The sequence below is a fragment of the Candidatus Methylomirabilis limnetica genome, from assembly GCF_003044035.1.
Taxonomy (GTDB): domain Bacteria; phylum Methylomirabilota; class Methylomirabilia; order Methylomirabilales; family Methylomirabilaceae; genus Methylomirabilis; species Methylomirabilis limnetica.
In genome coordinates this window covers 178,346-196,584 of the sequence record NZ_NVQC01000017.1, presented here as the reverse complement: position 1 = coordinate 196,584, position 18,239 = coordinate 178,346, and the positions used below count along the sequence as shown (strand labels likewise).

The window sequence follows — 18,239 nt, the reverse complement described above, 5'->3', positions numbered from 1 at the left end:
GGGGAACGTTATAATCTATTCTTCGACCAGGCGTGTGAGGTGTGTTTTGCAAAACTCCGCCCATGAGGCCTTGACCTGGACAATTTGTCTTTCTCCTGACATTTTCATAAACCTTTATCCCTGTCATTCCAAAGCGTTCTGGCTACTCAGTGACCGTAAAGAGCGCCATCATCCCAGCGGTGATGTGATCGTTCACGTGGCAGTGATACAACCATGTTCCCGGGTTGTCCGGTGCCATGTCGATCGTCTTCATACTCCCCGGGAGGAGCTCCACCATGTCCATGCGACTCCCCATCCAGAGGACGGTCTGGCCATGCCAGTGCGGCGTGTGCAGATCGACCTCAGTTCCAATACTCAGCACGTACCAGCGCACGCGTTCGCCCTGCTGCATGGTTAATCCAGGCAAGTTGCCATAGACGTAGCCGTTGACGGAGTGCATCAGGTTACTCTCCTGAAACTCGGGATCATCCAGGTTCTTCATCGTTTTCTTAGGCTTGCCGGTAAAGTGGTTGACATTGTGCTCCAGATAGTGGCTGGCGTTCTCATTAAAGACGGTGAACAGCGTGACAAACTCCCGGTCGATGTCTTTGGGGGAACCGTCAGGGTTTGCGTTTCCCTTGCGTGTGACGATGAGCGGCCCGACCAGGCCGGTATTCGTGTCCGCCGGCTCATCGGTGTGGGCGTGATACATCCAGAGGACGGAGCTTCCGTCCATCGGGCCCGGGCCTGCCCGTTCTGGAACCTGCCAGATATAGGTGTGGGTCCCGCCAGAGGGGACAGCATCGTCAGCCATGTCGGCCCCAGAGGTCCCATCGTTGTACGGAGCCCCCTCGGAGTTCTTGAGATATGAGACGCCATGCGGGTGGATGCTAGTGGGAAAGCTGGTCATGTTCTTGAAGACAACCTGGATGGTATCACCAACCTCCCCGCGGATGACGGGGCCCAGAGCACCCAAATGCTCCCATTGCGGCGCGACAGCTTTTGCGGCGGTAAAGGCGGCATCGGTGTACTCGCGGTAGACCGCCTTGCGGTACACTTTGCCGATCCGCTGTTTGCCGCTCTGAACAAAGACATTTTCGCTCTCTCCAAACGCGTTCCCGCTGATCTGGTTGATGCCGGTCGGCGCGTAATCCCAGTCCACCTCGATAGCCGCGATGCGATAGGTGCGGGTCTGTTGAGCTATGGCGGATGTACACCCAATCAGCATCGTGACGAACAGCAGTAAGAGAACCTTCAATCCCTGGTATTGACCCAACCGGTAGTAGGTAAACGATTGTCGCGAGTTGTTCATGATATCCCTCCTGATCTCAAGTTTTTCAAACGTCCTCTGTGTATGCACTGCGCGCCTTCAGGCGCACAGCGAGTAGGACAGCTATAATCAGTACTGCCATGGTTGTCTGGAGGAGAACAAAAGCCCCGATCTTGTAATAGGCGAAGAGGGGATGTACGAATCGGGTCAGCCAGCCCGCGGCCTCGTCTGAAATCGCGGATAGGAAGGTCAGGTGGATCAGCCAGTACTTGACTCGAGGCGTAAGGGGCACGAATAGCACCAGGTGACTCAGCGTCAAGATGAAGATGCCCATTGCCAGGAGATGGAAATGACTGATCTCGAGCAAGACCTTGTAGCTGCGTGGCAGCAAATACTGCGTCTCGGATCCCCGGTAGAAGGCGACGACGGACTCGTAACGAAGCCCCATCTGATTCAAGAAGAGTAATGTGTTGGTCAGCCAAAGGCCTGCACTGTAGATGAGAAACCACAATATGATGAGACGAAGGAGGCGATTCTGGGTCCACTCCCCCGTGACGACGAAACGCATCAGCGCCCTCCTTTTTCGATCAAGACCTGGTAGAGGGCCAGAACCTTACGGACCGACTCAGACATAGCCCGAGCCGTCAAGGTCGCCCCGGTGATCCCCGCGATCTTTCCTCCCACCCGGAGGTCCGGGGTGAGCCTTGCCTGATCGAACTGCTTGAGCCAGCGTTCATTTGGGAGGTATTCCAGTGGCTCATAGAAGGCTAGAATTAGTGTGGAGGCCACCCGCCCTTCCGGGGAGAGCACAACCATGGCAGCCTCCGGCAGGGTCCGTACCGTGTGAACGTCAATCATTGCATAGCCGAGTAGCTTCTGGCCTCGTTTTCCGATGTACATCGTCACAAGCTTGGAATCTAGCGGCGTGCGTGCGAGGGTCTCGATCTGCTTTTTCTGGTCGTTTGTCAGAAAAAATGTCTGCTTCTCGATGATGTCAGCCTCTGGGAACGCCGCCTTGACGGCCTCGTCCTTGGCGTAAAACACCTTGGCGAGGAGGCCAACGGGTGCGCAGAGGTGCAAGACGAGCAGTAAGGTCAGGCCGGCCAGGGTGCGCATAACCTTATCTCCTTGACAGCGTTAGGGATGGGGTGAGGGGGGCGCGAGGCGACCAACTGGTCACTCTTCGGTTCCCCCGCCTCACCCAACTCTCAGGATTGCCCGGCTTCGGCTAAAAGATGAAGCCGAGGCCGACGTTGAGCTCGTCGGCGATCTGGCCCGGCCCTTTCCCATCCATGTTCCGGTAGTCGAGCTTGAGCACCACGTTGGGGATCGGTTTGAAGCTCAGGCCCGTGTTGATCACTGTGGTGTTCTGTAATCTGTCGGGGGTGAAGCCGGATGGGACATCAGCCTGGGTATTGAGCCGCTCGAATCGGAAGAACGGAGACAGCGACATGTCGGTCCCAGGGAAGAACAGCGGCAGGATATCATAGCTGGCCTCCGCGTAACCCCCTACGATACGCCGGCTGATGGGTGTCTTTAGCTCAGTGCTCAGAACATCGGCGTCGCTGATGTGCCCCTGGGCGAACAGCGCGCGTAGTTGCAGCCCTCGATACTGATACTGGCCATGGAACTCGTAGAGCCTGAGGTTTGCAGCGATTTCTTTCCCGGCGAACAGTTGATCCTGTCCGGTATCGCCCCAGAAGACCGACCCTCCGAGCAGGAGGCCCGGCATCGGGGTGTAATCGAGGCGCGTGGTCCAGGCGAAGTCTTCAAACAGGGCTCGGTTCCCGTTCTGGCGGGAGCTCCGGATATCGCTCTTGGAAAAGCCCTTGGCGTTCAGACTGTTTGTGACATAGGTCCGGTAGGTCAGCCCCGGCAGGATCGTGCCGTGGAGCCCCACCCCAAGCTCCCGCCAGGTGCTCGGGAGAATCCGCCGCTCCACCTCCGGGCGGAGGTTGCCGAAGTAGGTTGTGGGCTCGTGCATCTCGTTGATGAATCCCATCGGCATCAGGAGTAGTCCCGCCCTGATGTTTGCCCGCTCAGTCAGGAGGAAGTCCAAGGTGAGAAATTCTACTGAGACCGAGCCCGAGGAGGCGGACTTGGTTGTGCTGGTCGTTGCATGCTCATACTCGATCTCTGAGTTCAAGATGATCCGGTCCGAGAACTTGTACCCAATATAGGTGATGAAGCGCGCGAGGTCGCCGACATCTCTCTTCTTGTCCGGTCCCTCATTATCGCCGACGAAGAAGTTGGCGTTGGCCTCGCCGTAGCCGCCGATTGACAGCCCTCTCGGCATCTGGTAAACCTTCGAGGCTGCCGGACCCAGGCCGTAGAGGCTCTTGTACTCGATCGTTTCAGGTAGGGTGATCTTGCTCTTGAGCGTCTCCATCTCTTCGCCGAGGATGACGGTCTTTCGCTCCTGTTCTTCTCTCCGCTTCGCCTGCTCCTGTTGAGCCTCGGCCTCCTTGGCAGCCCTTTCCTTCTGAGCGGTTTCGATCTCGCGCACCCTTCGATCCTGTTCTACCTTGTCCTGCTTAAGCCGTTCGATCTGCGTCTGAAGATCTTTGAGTTGCCTCTCCAGATCCTCCAATGGGGCCGCCGCGACCGCCATGTTGGGCGAGACCATCCAGACCATCAATGCAGCCATGAAACATCGCAACAGTTTTATGTTCATGTCTTCCTCCTTTAGGTTCCTCGACGCCTGTTTGGGTCAGTGGATCAACGTTCAAGTTCTGCCGAGCGATCCAGAAGCTCCACCCGGCCACGAAGTCCCGGCGTAATTTGAACCGAGACCTTCCCTGGATGGCGAGCGAGGGGGTTGACCACGATCCCTTCGACCCCGCTCACGCGTTGTATGAACGCCATTGCGCCTGCCCCGTGGATCATGGCGGCGGTCGCCAGGCCGTCGGCGCGCATGGCGCTCTTTGCGATGATGGTCGCGCTCAGCGCGCTATCTGCTGGCGTTCCGGTTCGAGGGTGTAATAGGTGGCCGTAACGCATCCCGCCGACAGTGAAGTAGCGAAAGTAATTTCCGGATGTCGCCGCAGCCTCATCCTCGGCCAGAACCGAGAGCAGCAGCCTCGAAGGCGCGAGAGGATGCCGCAGGCCGATCCTCCAGATACCCCCATCCCGGTTGCGGCCGACAACTCGGAGGTCGCCCCCAGCATTGACCAAACCACTGTGAACGCCTTGCTTCGCGAGAGCCTCCGCCGCGACGTCAACGGCATAGCCCTTGGCGATGCCCCCCAGATCGATGCCCATCCCAGGCTGTTGTAGTTGAACGCTGCGGTTGTTGGGATCAACGGAAAGGCCACTATGGGCCACCAGACCGAGGGCTGCCTCAATCTCCCGCGATGATGGAAGGCGGCCTCGCTGCGTCGCGCGGCGCCAGAGCTGCATCAACGGGTGGATGGTGACATCAAGGGCGCCACCGCTCATCAGCGCGATATCCTTAGCTTCCGTCAGTACGCCGAAGGTTTCCTCCCCGACCGAGACAGGGAGTGTGGCGGCCAGACGGTTCACCAGACCGATCTCACTGTCGGACCGAAAGATACTCATCAGACGATCGACGTCCACCATTCGTTGCAGGCCGGTCTCAATCGCCTCCCTGGCGATCGAGAGGTCAGGATGATTTGCCTCGATCTCCACGGCCGTGCCCATCAGTAGACGGCCGAGTGTGAGTGTCTGCATCCTCGATCTGCCCCATGCTCTTCCGGGTGAGAGGGACCCGAAAAGCGTCCCCACAAAGCCTCCGGCGATCGCCAGGAGGAAGCGTCTTCGGCGGAGGCCGAACTCGTCAAGGATCTGCAGATCGCGTTCAGCCATAAGGAAATCCCTCCCTCAAGTTTCTCCCCTCCATTTTACGGTTGCCCCTGTGTCTTCTAAGTGAAACGAAACTAGACTTCTCCTCAGGAGGTTGCTAAAATCACAAAGCCAGGAAGGCCAAAAGTGGAAAGGCCCCATGGGGTCGCTTGACACAATGGCCATCCGAGGCGTCAGGCGACTCCACCGCGCCGGCCGGCAAGCAGGGAGCGGTGGAGTCGCCTTCTCTTATTCCGTGAAATCTTGGAACCGTTAAAAGCTCGTCTTCAGTTTATCTCCTCAAATCGCGACTTCATTTCGTTAAGGGTTGATACCCCGCGGCTTGCCGCGAGTTCGTCATACCGGTGGACCCCGGATCGGAGTCCGGGGCAGGCGCCGGTATCCAGAGGGTCCGACTGGATTCCGTGTCAAGCACGGAATGACGGGCCAGAACAGAAGACGATACCCCGCAGCTTGCTGCGCGGTCGTTCATTAGCCAACTCGCATGTCCACGGTTTTGTGTGATCACTGCGTTACCCATCAAAACCTTCAGCCTTCAGCCTTCAGCCTATCCACCTGAGTTGTTACATCGAAACAGACCACATGGGTCGGATTGGCTTTTACGGTGACCCTGGTCCCCGGCTCGATGAGCTTCGTTGAACCCTGGCTGCTGTGAATCTTCTGGCCGGATGGCAGGCGCACGCAATAGAGGTTGTCTGGGCCACGGAACTGCCTGGTGATCACGGTCGCCTCGCTCGCCTCATCGGGGATCAGGTCGATATCGTCTGGCCTGATCATCAGCTCCACCGCCTGCCCTACCGAAAGCCCCTGCTGGTTCGGGAACGTGCCCAGCTCCGTGGTGATTCTCTCGCCTTGGACGAGGCCGGGGATGAAATCGGCCGAACCGACGAACTGAGCGATAAAACGGGTGACCGGCGTATGGTAGATCGCCTCCGGATGGTCGAGCTGCTCCAGGCGCCCATGGTTCAGTACCCCAACACGATCGGCGATGACAAACGCCTCCTCCTGGTCATGGGTCACGAAAATGGCGGTAGTCCCGGCTTGGCGGAGGATCGAGTGGACATCTTCCCGTATCTGCGTCCGCATATCGGCATCCAGGTTACTGAACGGCTCATCCAACAAGACGACCTGCGGGCCGGGGGCCAGCGCACGCGCCAGAGCAACCCGTTGCTGCTGCCCGCCGGAGAGCTCATACGGGTACCGTCCCTGAAGGGTTGAGAGTCCTACCAAGTCCAACGCCTCCGCGATTCGGCTCCGTTGTTGCTCCGCATTATAGCGGCGTAGGCCAAATGCGACGTTCTCCAGGACTGTCAGGTGCGGGAAGAGCGCATAGTCTTGGAAGACCATGCCCACGCCTCGCTGCTCCGGTGGCAGCAAGATCGTGTCGTGGGCTACCGTTCGGCTACCAATCTCGATCCGCCCGCTATCAGGGGCCTCAAACCCGGCGATCAGGCGTAGCGTCGTGGTCTTTCCGCAGCCGCTCGGTCCCAACAACACCAGGATCTCTCCTCGCTCAACGGAGAAGGAGATTTCCTCTACCGCGGGGATCGTGTCGTCCCCATAGTGCTTGCTCACCCGATCGAGCCGGATAACCATGGGACGCGGTGGTGAGATCGGCACGGCATTCACTGCTGTCTCACGCGGGATGACCTTCGTTCCTGCCGCCACGATCCCTCCTGTCATCTTTCCCGCCCCGTTATCCATCGCTGCGCTCAATCGAGCTGTGAGACGGTGGCGTCAAGTCGGCTGATGAGGAAGAGGGGGAGCGCGGTGATGGCGATGAGAATCAGTGAGGTCGCCGCAGCCCCGGCGTAATCAACCTCAATGGAGGCGATCCATATCCTGACCGACAGGGTGTCGAACCCGGCCGGGCGGAGGAGGAGCGTGGCGGCCAGCTCCTTCATCGAAGAGATAAAGACGAGCATCCATCCTGCTGCAATCCCCGGTCGGATGAGGGGGATGGTGACCTCTCGAAGCGCTTGCCAGGTGGACCGGCCAAGGCTACGGGCCGCCTCCTCCAGGTTCCGATTGACCTGAATCATCGCGGCCGTACTACCCTGGACCGCTTGTGGGAGAAACCGCAGGAGGTAGCCGATGATCACCATGGCGGCGGTTCCGTAGATCCATGGCAGGTACGCATTGTAGAGGAGGATCAGGCTCAGCCCAAGGACTGTGCCGGGGATGGCATACCCGAGTTGGGTCGCGGACGTGAGGATGAGCGGCGCCAACCCCTTTCGGCGCTGGGTAAGGTAGGCGACGAAGAGCCCAAGTCCCGATGCCGCCGTCGCCGCCACGGTCGCCGTCCAGAGACTGTTCCAAAGATAGCGGTGGCCGGCGATGAGCGTGCGCAGGAAGCTCATCGGTGAGCCGGTTTGGTAGAGGAGTAGCGCAACCGGCAGAAAGACTGAGCCGGCGATGATGAGATAGGTACAGCAAAGGACCGGCACCTTCCATCGCCCGAGAGGGTAGATGGTGGGTGGTCTGACACCGCTTCGCCGCTGGACGAAACCGCGGCGGCCCAAGCTTTTCCGCTGGGCCATCAGGACCACGGCCGTCAGGATGACCAGGATAATGGAGAGGGCGGCCGCATTCCGCTGGTCGAAGCGGGTATTGAGCTGATGGAAGATCTCGGTGGTAAAGGTGTCGACCCGGAGCAACGAGACGGCGCCGAAGTCCGAGAGGGCGTAGAGAAAGACCAGCAGCGCTCCGGCCAGGAGGCTAGGGCGCAGCAGGGGGAACGTGACCCGAAGGAAGATACCAAACGGCCCAAGACCTGCGGCTCTGGCCGCTTCTTCGAGAGCCGGATCGCTTCCCTTGAGGGCACTGCCGACAATGAGGAGGATGTACGGATAGGTAAACAGGCCGAGCACCAGGACCCCGCCCCACAGGCCATAGATGTTCACGATCGGCCCGCTGGTACCCATAGCCTGGAAGATCTTATTGACCCACCCGACGGGACCGAGCAGCGTGATGTACGTAAAGGCGCCGATGTATGGGGGGATCGCCAGCGGCAGGACCCCCACGATCCGGAGAAAACGTCGCCCCGGGATGTCCGTGCGGGTGAGGATCCAGGCGGGTGGCAACCCAAGGATTATAGCCCACAACGTAGCGAGGGTGGCGAGCAACACAGTCCGCGCGATCAGCGAAAGTACGGAGCTGTTCATGAGGATCGAAAAAGCCTTCGGCCCTCCGGTGAAGGCAGAAGTCAAGAGACTGACCAAGGGAGAGGCGGTCAGAAGGATAATCAGGGCCGTCCCGGCGGCGATTGCAGGCTGAAGCCCCACTGCCTGCGACCGCCACAGCGTGGCGAACTGTCTCGGGCCTACGCGTCGCACGTCGCTGCCGGCCATGTCTTGCGCTTCACCATGTTGTTAGATGGTAACTACTCAGGTGTTTAGGCTGAAGGCTGAAGACTGAAGGCTCTGAATTATCCCGCAAGGCACGAATCAAGCCGTTCAAGACCTCCTCGGTTTCTATGACTTCTTGTTCAACCCGATAAACCAATATTGCTACTTCATCCGCCAACTCAAATGCCCGAAGTTTTGTGTGATCGCACATGATTTGTCACTAAAAACCTTCAGCCTTCAGCCTTCAGCCTGTCTACCTGAGTAGTTACGTTAGATGTTCGGCCGGCCCTTACAGACCGGGGAAGAGGGCGATGGTTTTATCCTCCAGGTCAGCCAGGCGCTCTTGACTGATCTGGAGCGCTTTGAACCCCGCGAGCGGCCGGACCGGGCCAGGGTCTATCCCGGGAAGGAGCGGGATCTCGAAGGCGTGGTGAACCAGGAGTTCCTGGGCAGGCTTACTGAAGAGGAAATCGACGAATTGCCTGGCCTGGTCGAGGTTCTTTGCGCCCTTCACGATTGCTACAGCATTCGGGTTGACCATGACGCCCATGCCTGCAGGCCCTTGATCCGGATACACGACCCCGATCGGCAGCTTCGCTTCAAGGGCCAGGTGGTAGTTGGGTGAGTTAGTCAATCCCACGGCGAACTCACCGCTCCCTACGCCGCGCCAGACATCGGAGTTGTCAGGCAGGACCTTCAGACCGTTCTCGATCAGCTTATCGATGTACGCCTTGGCCTTCGCCTCGCCCATGACCTCCACCAAGGCGCTCAGCCAGGCGAGGGTCGTCCGCTCGCGCGTACCGGCGATGGCGATCTTCCCCTTCCACCTGGCCTCGGTCAGGTCTAATATCGAGTTCGGGGTATCGCTCTCCCTCACGAGGTTCTTGTTGTAAATGATGACCCTGGCGCGTCCGGAGATACCGGTCCAAAGCCCGCGAGCACTCTTGTGCGAGGCCGGCATCGCGCGGGCGCCGGGAGAGGTATACGGCTCCAGTAGCCCTTCCTTCGCAAGGATCTCGCAGACACCGGCCTCGGTGGCGATAAAGATATCGGCCCTCGGCCGCTGCCGTTCCTGGAGCATCTCGTTCGCGAGGCCGGAGGTCTTGCCCGTTTTCAGCGCAACCTTGATGCCGGTCTGCCGCTCAAAGAGTTCCACTACCGGCTTAATCGCGCTCTCTTTACGGCCGGAGTAGATGACTAACTCGGAGGCCGATGCAGAAGCGTGTACGTGTAAGAGCAACGATACGGTAAGGAGTAAGACCCAAGAGGACAGGAGTCGTGTTGAGAGGCGCCTACTACGCACCAGCCTTCTGAAACGTGCCATTACACCTCCTAGCTGCGGATCTCGGGACGCCGCATGACAAAGACAATCATTTTCAATAAGGTCGCCTAAAAAGGCTTCTTCCGGGGGCCTCATCCGGCCACAATCGCAGAGACCTTACCGGGTCCTCTGCTGACGTTCGCGCCACAGTCGCGACAGAGACCGTACAGCTCCAGCTTGTGGTACTGAATGGAGAAACCCAACCTACGGACGATCTGTTCCTGCAGCGCCTCGATCTCGCAGCTTGCGAACTCGGTGATCTTGCCGCACTCGGTGCAGATAATGTGATCGTGGTGGCGCTCACTGGATGCGTGCTCGAACAGGCCGCGCCCATCGCCGAACTGTCGCTCATGGGCAAGCCCGGCGTTCTTCAGGAGTTTCAGTGTCCGATAGACGGTGACGAGCCCGATCCGTGGGTTCCGACCCCCCACCTGGCGATAGAGGCCCTCGGCGCTGACGTGCGTCGTCGTGGCGAAGAAGGCCCGTGCGATCAACTCGCGCTGGCGGGTCGCCTTCAGCCCGGCTCGATGAAGGTACTGCTGGAATTGGAGAAGTTTAGCCTTCATAGCATAAGAAAATGAAAACGATTGTCAATGTCGATTAACCAGCCCAGGATAAATGTTGACCGGAGCAGTGTCAAGAAAAAAATTCAACAGCCCGTCTGTTGGTCTATCCTCTTGACATGTGTATACTGTCATAATATACATATCGTATGGACGTATACGAGCAGATGGCCAAGTGTACAGGATTTCTTTGGGACGAGGGAAATGTCCTCAAGAGCTGGGTAAATCACCGCGTGACGGCTGCGGAGTGTGAGCAGATATTTTTCAATTGTCCGCTTATTGTTGTCGAAGACCTGGTGCATTCCCAGGTCGAGGAACGATTGTATGCTCTTGGCCAGACCGATGCCGGGAGGCTGTTGCTGGTGGTCTTTACGCTCCGACGCAATCTGATCCGTGTGATTTCGGCCAGAGACATGAGTAAGAAGGAGCGAAGGGAGTATAAGGCGTCATGAAGAAGATCCCGAGGTTTTCGTCGGAAGATGAAGAGCGCGAGTTTTGGGCGACGGCCGACTCGACGGACTACATCGATTGGAAGAAGGGCAGGAGGATGCTCTTTCCCCGGCTTCACCCTTCTGTAAAAACGATATCGTTGCGGCTGCCGGAAATCATGTTGGAAGAGTTGAAGCTCCTGGCGAACAAACGCGATGTACCATATCAGTCATTGCTCAAGGTGTTCCTGAGCGAACGCATCGACCATGAATTGAAGTCAGCCGGTCATAGACCGGCGAAGATCTAAGGTAACTACTCAGGTGTTTAGGCTGAAGGCTGAAGGCTGAAGGTTCTAAATTATCTAGCAAGGCACGAATCGAGCCATTCAAGACCTTTTCTGAGTTTTCTTTGATCACGCGTAACTATTCAGGTGGATAGACTGTAGTCTTTTAGACTGTAGGAACGCGCACAGATGAGCCAGGCGTTTTCTGAATGCGACGCGAACATGATGGAGGCCGAAAAGGTTCTGGGCGCCTTGATTCGGTCCATGCGCAATGGCTAACAGCCTTCAGCCTACAGCCTAAACACCTGAGTAGTTACGATCACGCATGACTTACCCCTAAAAGCCTTCAGCCTTCAGCCTATCTACCTGAGTAGTTACACTATACTCAACTCGTTCTACCGCGCGCCTGAAGCCGATGCGCGCGTACACACGCTCCGCGTCCGGCGTGGCTACCTCGAGCGCGACGAGCGTGGCGCCTTCTTCGCGGGCGAAGCGTGCGGCGTACGCGGTGAGCAGGCCGGCCAGACCGCGCCCGCGGAACTCCGGAGCGGTGGCTACCCCGGTAATATGTCCCACACCGACGCCCGTGTGCAGATGTGCCGCTGCGGCAAGCTGTCCATCCACCCACGCGCCGAGCTGGTGCATGCGCGCCGCACGCATACGCGCAACCAGCCGGATACGCACCGTTGGATCCTGCCACGCCGACTCGCCCGAATCGAAACTGACGCCCAGGATGCGCCCCGCGGCCGGCATGTCCTCAGGCCCTGTCTTGCCCAGCCGCACGTCTGCCGGTACCGACGGGTCGACCGGCTCGTACTGAAACATGACGTACTTGTGGGACTCGAGCGCACAGCCCGCCGACTGCAATGCCTCGGCCAGTCCCTCCGGCGCTGTCTCGAGCGTGAACGTGAAGTGCGGGCTATAGCCCCGCGCGCGGTAGTGCGCCATGACCTCCTCGATGCACTCGCGCCCTGGGATCTCGCTCCACGGTACGACGCCGGCATAGTTGTACCAGGGCACGGCGATCTCGTCGTTCGTGAAAAGCACGAACGGGTGCCTGATGGTCACCATGCACCCCATGGAGCGGTTGTGCTCGACGAGGTAGGTTTCGTAAGAATCCAGGGTAGTGCGAATCGACGCGTCCATAATCTCTCCAACCCCCCTTTGATAAAGGGGGGCGAGGGGGGATTTGATCGAGGCTCAGGACTCTTTGAGGAACGACAGGACGATGCGGTTAAACTCCTCAGCGTGGGTGAGGACCAAGGCGTGTCCGCTGCCCCGGATCACTGCCAGCTTAGCGCCGGGGATTCCCTCGTGGAGCGTCCCGGCAAAACGCATTGGGGTCATGAGATCTTCATCGCCGGCCACAATCAGCGTGGGGGCCGTAATCCGGCTCAAGCGATCTTCGGTGAAGTGACTGCGTGCGGCCTCGATTTGGCGGGCGTAGACGTCGGACGGGAGAAAGTATGGATCCTCCAGGAATCGGGTGATGACCGACTCTGCCAATCCCGGGATAAGATAGTCCTCGTACGTGAATACCCATGGACTGGTAGCCCGCGCATACTCTTCCCGGCTGAAGCGGGCCCGCATCAAGGCGAACGAGTTCAGTATGTCAGTGCCGCGTCGATCGGCCGAGGTGTAGGTCGAGACAAGGACCAGTCGCTTGACCCTGGTAGGATGGGCAATAGCCAGCTCCTGGGCGACCGCCCCGCCCATGGAAATACCCACGATGTGGGCCTGATCAATGGCGAGTGCGTCCATCAGGCGGATGGCATCGTCGGCCATGTTCTGTATAGTATAGGAACCCTGTGAGCGGTCACTTTGGCCGGCGTCGCGGTTGTCGAAGGTCACGCAACGGAAGTGCCGGCTGAACAGCGGTATCTGCAGCGCCCAGATCCGGTGGTCGATGCCGAGCCCGTGGATCCAGAAGACAGGCTCACAGTGGCCGTCTTCGTGGTAAAACATCTCAATCTCGCCGACCCGGACTTTTGGCATAGAGGCGATTGTAAGGGGGCAGATTATAGATGTCAATCAATCTGGCGAGGGACGGATGAAGCGAGACGCAAGACACCTGATTACCGGGTTAGTTTTGACTGGATCGCCATGCGGGCGTATACTCTACCGGAGTAGGGTAGTTGTCGCTTAGACTGAATTGAGGTGGAAGAGATGATCGACGAGGAGACGAAGCAAAAGGCGATGGGCCGCCTGAGCCGGATCGAGGGCCAGGTGCAGGGCGTGCAGCGGATGGTGGAGGAGGGGAAGTACTGCGTCGATATCCTGTTGCAGCTCTCCGCCGTCCATGGCGCGTTGGAGCAGGTTCGTAAGATTCTCCTGGGCCGTCATATTGAATCGTGTGTTGCAGAGGCGATAGCCTCCGGGCGGGCGGAGGATCGACAGAAGAAGATTGAGGAACTTCTGGAGGTCTTCGCGCGCTACGGCCGGTAGCGCCTGAGGGATCTGGTGCGATACGATACGATCGTAGTTGGTGGCGGGCCTGCCGGGGCGACGGCGGCGATGGCGCTGGCAAAGGCGGGCGCCAAGGTGCTTCTGCTGGAACGGCGAAGGCTGCCTCGCTATAAGGCGTGCGGCGGCTGCCTGTCGCGGCGGGTGGAGCGGCTGCTGCCGTTCGATCTGGGCGAGCTGAACGAGGAGTCGATTACCAACCTCACCTTTACCTGGCGCGGTCGCAATCCGGTCGAGGCGACCTTTTCGGAGCCGGTGGCCTATATGGTCTGGCGCGACACCTTTGATCAGGCCCTGTGCGGCCGTGCGGTTGACGCCGGAGCCGAGTTACAGGATGGACAGGCGGTGCGATCTGTCAAAGAATCGGCGAACGGTGTCGAGGTTGATCTCGGCGGGCGGACGGAGATCGCGGACTTTGTGATCGGGGCTGATGGCGCCTGCGGCGTTGTCGCCAGGGATCTGTTTCCGGATCGCGCGCAGCCAATGGCAGTGGGGCTGGACGCGGAGATTCCCTTGACGAGCGCTGGTGAGGCAGCGCTCCGGGGCCGGGTGATCATCGATGTGGGTAGGACCCCAGGGGGCTATTGTTGGGCCTTTCCGAAGCGTGGGGTGGCCTCTGTCGGCGTATCGATCGACCGGAGGTCGGCGAAGCGGGCCCTACCGTGCCTCACGGCCTTCCTCAGCGCCGGCGGCTTCAGCAACGGCAAAGCGGTGCGGACCACCGGGGCGATGATCCCGGTCTATCATGACGGGACCGGCCCGATTCACCGGGGACGCGCGCTTCTCACAGGTGACGCGGCATGTCTGGTCGATCCCTTTCTAGGGGAAGGGATCTACTACGCCATCCAGAGCGGACAACTGGCAGCCAGGGCCATTGTCAGGGCGGGGAGCGATGGCGGTGATCTCCAGTGGTATCAGGCGGCCATCTCGACGGAGATCACACCGGCGCTTGAGGCGGCTGGCCGGCTGAGCCGTGCGGCCCATCGGCTTCCCTGGCTTTGGTTCCAGGTGCTCAGACGACGTCGCGGGGTGATCGATCTCTACAGAAAGGTCTTGATAGGCGAGGAGAGTTACGAGTCGTTTGAGGATCAGGTCTGGGCGGGGACGCCTCGTTCCATTGTCATGCTGTTTGATCTTTTGGCCGGTCGAGGAGGCTTCAGCGGCAGACGCCAAGAGTTGGGAAGCTGGTAATGGCAAGAGACCCGATTTGTGGTATGGATGTGCTCCCCGAGGAGGCCGCAGGCACGAGCCGCTACCGAGGGGTAGAGTACTATTTCTGCGCGGTGGGCTGTAAAGAAGCCTTCGACAAGTCGCCGGAGCAGTATGTGACTAAACCCCCCCACCCCCCCTTTACGAAAGGGGGGAATATGGGGATAGGGCGTGCAGAGGCAGAGGGGCAAAGTCCAAAACCACCTGCCCCCCCCTTTAGCAAAGGGGGGCAAAGGGGGGTTTTGAGTGTAGCGCCCGAGGTGCAACGTGCGAACACGAGGGTAGTCGAGATCCCGATCCGGGGGATGTCTTGCGCCTCGTGCGTGCAGCGCATCGAGCAGACGTTGCTGGAAGTCCCGGGGGTGGTCTCCGCCTCCGTCAACTTCGCAACGGAGCGGGCGAGCGTGACCTACCTTGACGCCGTCACCCAGCCGGCTGATCTGCGCAACTCAATCGAAGCGGCCGGGTATGTTGTCCCGGACATGGATGCTGTCCCAACGCCCGATCAGGAGAAGGCGACAGCAGATGCGGAGATCCGCCTGCTTCGGACCAGATTTCTGGTTGGGGCGGCCCTGAGCGTCCCCATCCTGCTTGGCAGTTTTCCGGACTGGTTCCCGTGGGCGCCTTCGCTGCTCGCCAACCCCAACCTGCTCTTTGTTCTTACCACACCAGTACAGTTCTGGGTCGGCTGGCAGTTCCATCGAGGGTTCTGGATGAGTCTGAAACACCGAACCGCCGATATGAACACCCTGGTGTCGATCGGGACGAATGCGGCCTACCTGTACAGTGCGGCGCTCACCTTCTTCCCTGCGGCCATCGCTCCGACGGGGATGGAGGCGATGACCTACTACGACACAGCGAGCATCCTCATGACCCTGATCGTCATGGGAAGGTGGCTTGAGGCCAAGGCGAAGGGTCGGACCTCTGAGGCGATTAAGACACTGATGGGACTTCGGGCCAAGACCGCTCGGGTAATCCGTGGGGACCTCGCGCAAGACATCCCGGTGGAGGAGGTTAGGGCCGGCGACCTGGTATTGGTCAGGCCGGGGGAGAAGGTGCCGGTGGACGGGATTATCCGCGAGGGTCGATCGGCGCTTGATGAATCGATGCTGACCGGGGAGAGCCTCCCTGTGGAGAAGGGGCCGGGCGATCAGGTGGTTGGCGCAACGATGAATAAGATGGGCAGCTTCAAGTTCGAGGCGACCAAGGTGGGACAAGAGACCGTCCTCGCCCAGATCGTCCGATTGGTCGAGCAGGCCCAGGGATCAAAGGCGCCCATCCAGCGACTGGTCGATAAGATCGCCGGGGTCTTTGTGCCGATCGTCCTGGTTATCGCGGTCGTGACCTTCGGGGTCTGGCTGCTGCTCGGGGGTGAGCAGGCGTTTCTCGTTGCCCTCTCGAACTTCGTGGCCGTGCTGGTGATCGCCTGCCCCTGTGCCCTGGGTCTCGCGACGCCCACGTCGATTATGGTCGGAATCGGGAAGGGGGCAGAGTACGGTATTCTGATCAAGAACGCCGAGAGCCTTGAACGAGCCTACCAGGTGAACGTGATCATTTTCGATAAGACTGGTACGCTGACCGTCGGCCAGCCGGTAGTTACGGATGTTGTTTCGAGTTTCGAGTTTCGAGTTTCGAGTTCTTCATCGAATTTGACCAGAAACCCGAAACCCGAAACTCGAAACTTATCGCTGAGCCCGGATGAGCGGGAGCTACTTCGGCTTGCGGCATCGGCGGAACAAGGCTCCGAGCACCCGCTTGGACAGGCGATCATTGATTACGCCAAGGCAAAGGGGCTCGACGTGGCCGAGCCGCAGGAGTTTAAGGCGATCCCTGGATATGGGATCAGGGCCGTCGTAGAGGGGCGGGAGATTCTCCTTGGCAATATCGCTCTGATGCGGGAGCGCGGGATTGACCTCGCCGGGATGGGCGAGCAGGCGGAAGCGCTCTCGGGGGAGGGGAAGACGTCGATGTTCGTCGCCGCCGATGCCCGGCTCCTCGGCATTGTGGCTGTGGCCGACGTCGTGAAGCCGTATTCGCAGTCGGCCGTAGTTGCCATACGTCACCTGGGCATTGAGGTGGCCGTGATCACCGGAGATACCCGTCGGACCGCCGAGGCTATCGCCAGGCAGGTCGGAATCGACCGGATCATGGCGGAGGTTCTGCCGGAACATAAGGCGCTGGAAGTTCGCAGGCTCCAGGAGCAGGGGAAGCTGGTGGCCATGGTGGGCGATGGGATCAATGACGCCCCCGCCCTGGCCCAGGCCGATGTCGGGATCGCCATCGGAACAGGGACCGATGTGGCGATGGAAGCGGCCGATATCACCCTGATCGGGGGCGATCTGCGAAGCGTCGTGACAGCGCTACAGTTAAGTAGATTGACGATGCGAAACATCAAGCAGAACCTGTTTTGGGCATTTGCCTATAATGTGGTCCTGATCCCGGTGGCCGCCGGCGTCCTGTACCCGTTGTGGGGGGTGATGCTGAGTCCGGTCCTGGCCGGCGCAGCCATGGCGCTCTCCTCGGTCACCGTGGTCAGCAATGCCCTCCGCTTACGGAGATTTCAGCCCACAGCCGTGCCGGCGTCCTCATAGCGGGATCGGCGAATATGCTCTATAGCGTGCAGCGTAAGGCGCTAGACGCCATGAACGCCATGAAACACCCCGCAGCAAGCCGCGGGGTATCGTCTTATGTTCTGGACCGTCATTCCGTGCTTGACACGCCTGCCCCGTACTGGATACGGGGGAATCCAGTCTGGCCCGCTGGATACCGGCTTCCGCCGGTATGACGAACTCGCGGCAAGCCGCGGGGTATCGACCCTCAACGAAAATGAACGCAATAGACGCAATAGACGCAACACACACAAGGGAGGAGGGTGAAGGCGTATGGAACGGGATGAAGGAGAGCAGTCTGACCGACGAGCGGTTCTCAAGATCCTTGGCGGAGGCCTGGTCGGCCTATTCGTCGGGCTTGACGTTGGTTGGCGCCCGGGCGTGAGGAGAGCAGAAGGCGCCGGTAGCGTGCTTCAGGTAATTCCGAAACGGCCGCGGCCGGTTACGCCGTCACCTGCGCTGTTCAGTGGAAAAACAGCGCAGGCCTATCGGATCGCCAAGGAAGCGCCGGAACTGATCGAGCAGATGCCCTGCTATTGCGGTTGCGTCGCGTCGGCCAACCATCAAAGCAACCTCGATTGTTACGCGGATCGGCATGCCGACGGGTGAGGGATGTGCCAAGACATTACGCTGGATGCGTATGCCATGCACAAGCAGGGAAAGACAGTTGCAGAGATCAAGACGGCAATTGACCGAAAATACGCAAGGTGAGCGGAGGGGGAGCGATGTCGAAAGATCCCGTATGTGAGATGATGGTGGATGAAAAGCGGGCGGCGGCCACAGCCGTCTATCAAGGGGTGACCTACTATTTCTGCGCTGTAGGCTGCAAACGAGCCTTCGAGCAGTCGCCGGAGAAATACATTTCGAAACAGTAGTGCGAGGTGCGAGACAGGAAGTGCTATGGGCCTCTCACTGTAGACTCTGATTTGCTCGCAAAGTTGGAT

The 18,239-nt window shown here is 59.5% G+C and carries 18 protein-coding genes; 7 read left to right on the top strand and 11 right to left on the bottom strand.

Translation table 11 applies throughout. The features are described 5' to 3' along the window. Positions 1–142 precede the first annotated feature (142 nt). The 9 genes from CLG94_RS06240 to CLG94_RS06200 all read right to left on the bottom strand — a co-directional run bounded on the left by CLG94_RS06240 (position 143) and on the right by CLG94_RS06200 (position 10,305). Complete coding sequence (locus CLG94_RS06240) at positions 143–1,291, bottom strand: multicopper oxidase domain-containing protein (protein WP_107561991.1); 1,149 nt, start codon at positions 1,289–1,291, stop codon at positions 143–145. Between the two features lie 25 nt (positions 1,292–1,316). Beyond that, positions 1,317–1,817, bottom strand: a complete 501-nt coding sequence (locus CLG94_RS06235) for an Aq_1264-related membrane protein (RefSeq protein ID WP_193450637.1) — start codon at positions 1,815–1,817, stop codon at positions 1,317–1,319. Beyond that, positions 1,817–2,365, bottom strand: a complete 549-nt coding sequence (locus CLG94_RS06230) for an FMN-binding protein (RefSeq protein WP_107561989.1) — start codon at positions 2,363–2,365, stop codon at positions 1,817–1,819. Before CLG94_RS06230 ends, CLG94_RS06235 begins: the two co-directional genes overlap by 1 nt. 112 nt (positions 2,366–2,477) lie before the next feature. After that, positions 2,478–3,923 carry a hypothetical protein gene (locus CLG94_RS06225; RefSeq protein ID WP_239993145.1) on the bottom strand — a complete coding sequence of 482 codons (1,446 nt, stop codon included), beginning with the start codon at positions 3,921–3,923 and terminating at the stop codon, positions 2,478–2,480. A gap of 44 nt (positions 3,924–3,967) precedes the next feature. After that, positions 3,968–5,074, bottom strand: coding sequence for an FAD:protein FMN transferase (locus CLG94_RS06220; protein WP_107561988.1), 1,107 nt, complete (start codon positions 5,072–5,074; stop codon positions 3,968–3,970). A 525-nt stretch (positions 5,075–5,599) separates the two neighbouring features. Continuing rightward, entirely contained in the window at positions 5,600–6,667 is a 1,068-nt protein-coding gene (locus tag CLG94_RS06215) for an ABC transporter ATP-binding protein (protein ID WP_432264759.1), read from the bottom strand. 116 nt (positions 6,668–6,783) lie between these two features. Then, the gene (locus tag CLG94_RS06210) at positions 6,784–8,421 is read right to left on the bottom strand and encodes an ABC transporter permease (protein WP_107561987.1); all 1,638 of its coding nucleotides are present in this window, start codon (positions 8,419–8,421) and stop codon (positions 6,784–6,786) included. Between the two features lie 286 nt (positions 8,422–8,707). Beyond that, entirely contained in the window at positions 8,708–9,742 is a 1,035-nt protein-coding gene (locus tag CLG94_RS06205) for an extracellular solute-binding protein (RefSeq protein WP_161954056.1), read from the bottom strand. A gap of 89 nt (positions 9,743–9,831) precedes the next feature. Beyond that, complete coding sequence (locus tag CLG94_RS06200) at positions 9,832–10,305, bottom strand: Fur family transcriptional regulator (RefSeq protein ID WP_107561985.1); 474 nt, start codon at positions 10,303–10,305, stop codon at positions 9,832–9,834. Between the two features lie 146 nt (positions 10,306–10,451). Here CLG94_RS06200 and CLG94_RS06195 point away from each other — a divergent pair, with 146 nt between their 5' ends. Further along, the gene (locus CLG94_RS06195) at positions 10,452–10,754 is read left to right on the top strand and encodes a BrnT family toxin (protein ID WP_107561984.1); all 303 of its coding nucleotides are present in this window, start codon (positions 10,452–10,454) and stop codon (positions 10,752–10,754) included. Then, positions 10,751–11,038, top strand: coding sequence for a BrnA antitoxin family protein (locus CLG94_RS06190; protein ID WP_107561983.1), 288 nt, complete (start codon positions 10,751–10,753; stop codon positions 11,036–11,038). The genes CLG94_RS06195 and CLG94_RS06190 overlap by 4 nt, the downstream gene beginning before the upstream one ends. Before the next feature lie 312 nt (positions 11,039–11,350). Here CLG94_RS06190 and CLG94_RS06185 read toward each other — a convergent pair whose 3' ends face one another. Continuing rightward, positions 11,351–12,160, bottom strand: coding sequence for a GNAT family N-acetyltransferase (locus CLG94_RS06185; RefSeq protein ID WP_107561982.1), 810 nt, complete (start codon positions 12,158–12,160; stop codon positions 11,351–11,353). Positions 12,161–12,214: 54 nt separating this feature from the next. Then, positions 12,215–13,009, bottom strand: coding sequence for an alpha/beta fold hydrolase (locus tag CLG94_RS06180; protein ID WP_107561981.1), 795 nt, complete (start codon positions 13,007–13,009; stop codon positions 12,215–12,217). A gap of 171 nt (positions 13,010–13,180) precedes the next feature. Here CLG94_RS06180 and CLG94_RS06175 point away from each other — a divergent pair, with 171 nt between their 5' ends. From CLG94_RS06175 to CLG94_RS06155, 5 genes are all read left to right on the top strand, one after another. After that, on the top strand, positions 13,181–13,459 hold the full coding sequence (locus CLG94_RS06175; protein WP_107562031.1) for a metal-sensitive transcriptional regulator: 279 nt from the start codon (positions 13,181–13,183) through the stop codon (positions 13,457–13,459). Positions 13,460–13,474: 15 nt separating this feature from the next. Further along, on the top strand, positions 13,475–14,668 hold the full coding sequence (locus CLG94_RS06170) for a geranylgeranyl reductase family protein (RefSeq protein ID WP_161954055.1): 1,194 nt from the start codon (positions 13,475–13,477) through the stop codon (positions 14,666–14,668). Further along, entirely contained in the window at positions 14,668–17,277 is a 2,610-nt protein-coding gene (locus CLG94_RS06165; RefSeq protein ID WP_107561979.1) for a heavy metal translocating P-type ATPase, read from the top strand. The genes CLG94_RS06170 and CLG94_RS06165 overlap by 1 nt, the downstream gene beginning before the upstream one ends. Positions 17,278–17,568: 291 nt before the next feature. Further along, complete coding sequence (locus CLG94_RS06160) at positions 17,569–18,006, top strand: CYCXC family (seleno)protein (RefSeq protein WP_267462327.1); 438 nt, start codon at positions 17,569–17,571, stop codon at positions 18,004–18,006. 14 nt (positions 18,007–18,020) lie between these two features. Continuing rightward, complete coding sequence (locus tag CLG94_RS06155) at positions 18,021–18,170, top strand: YHS domain-containing protein (protein WP_107561977.1); 150 nt, start codon at positions 18,021–18,023, stop codon at positions 18,168–18,170. Positions 18,171–18,239: the final 69 nt, after the last annotated feature.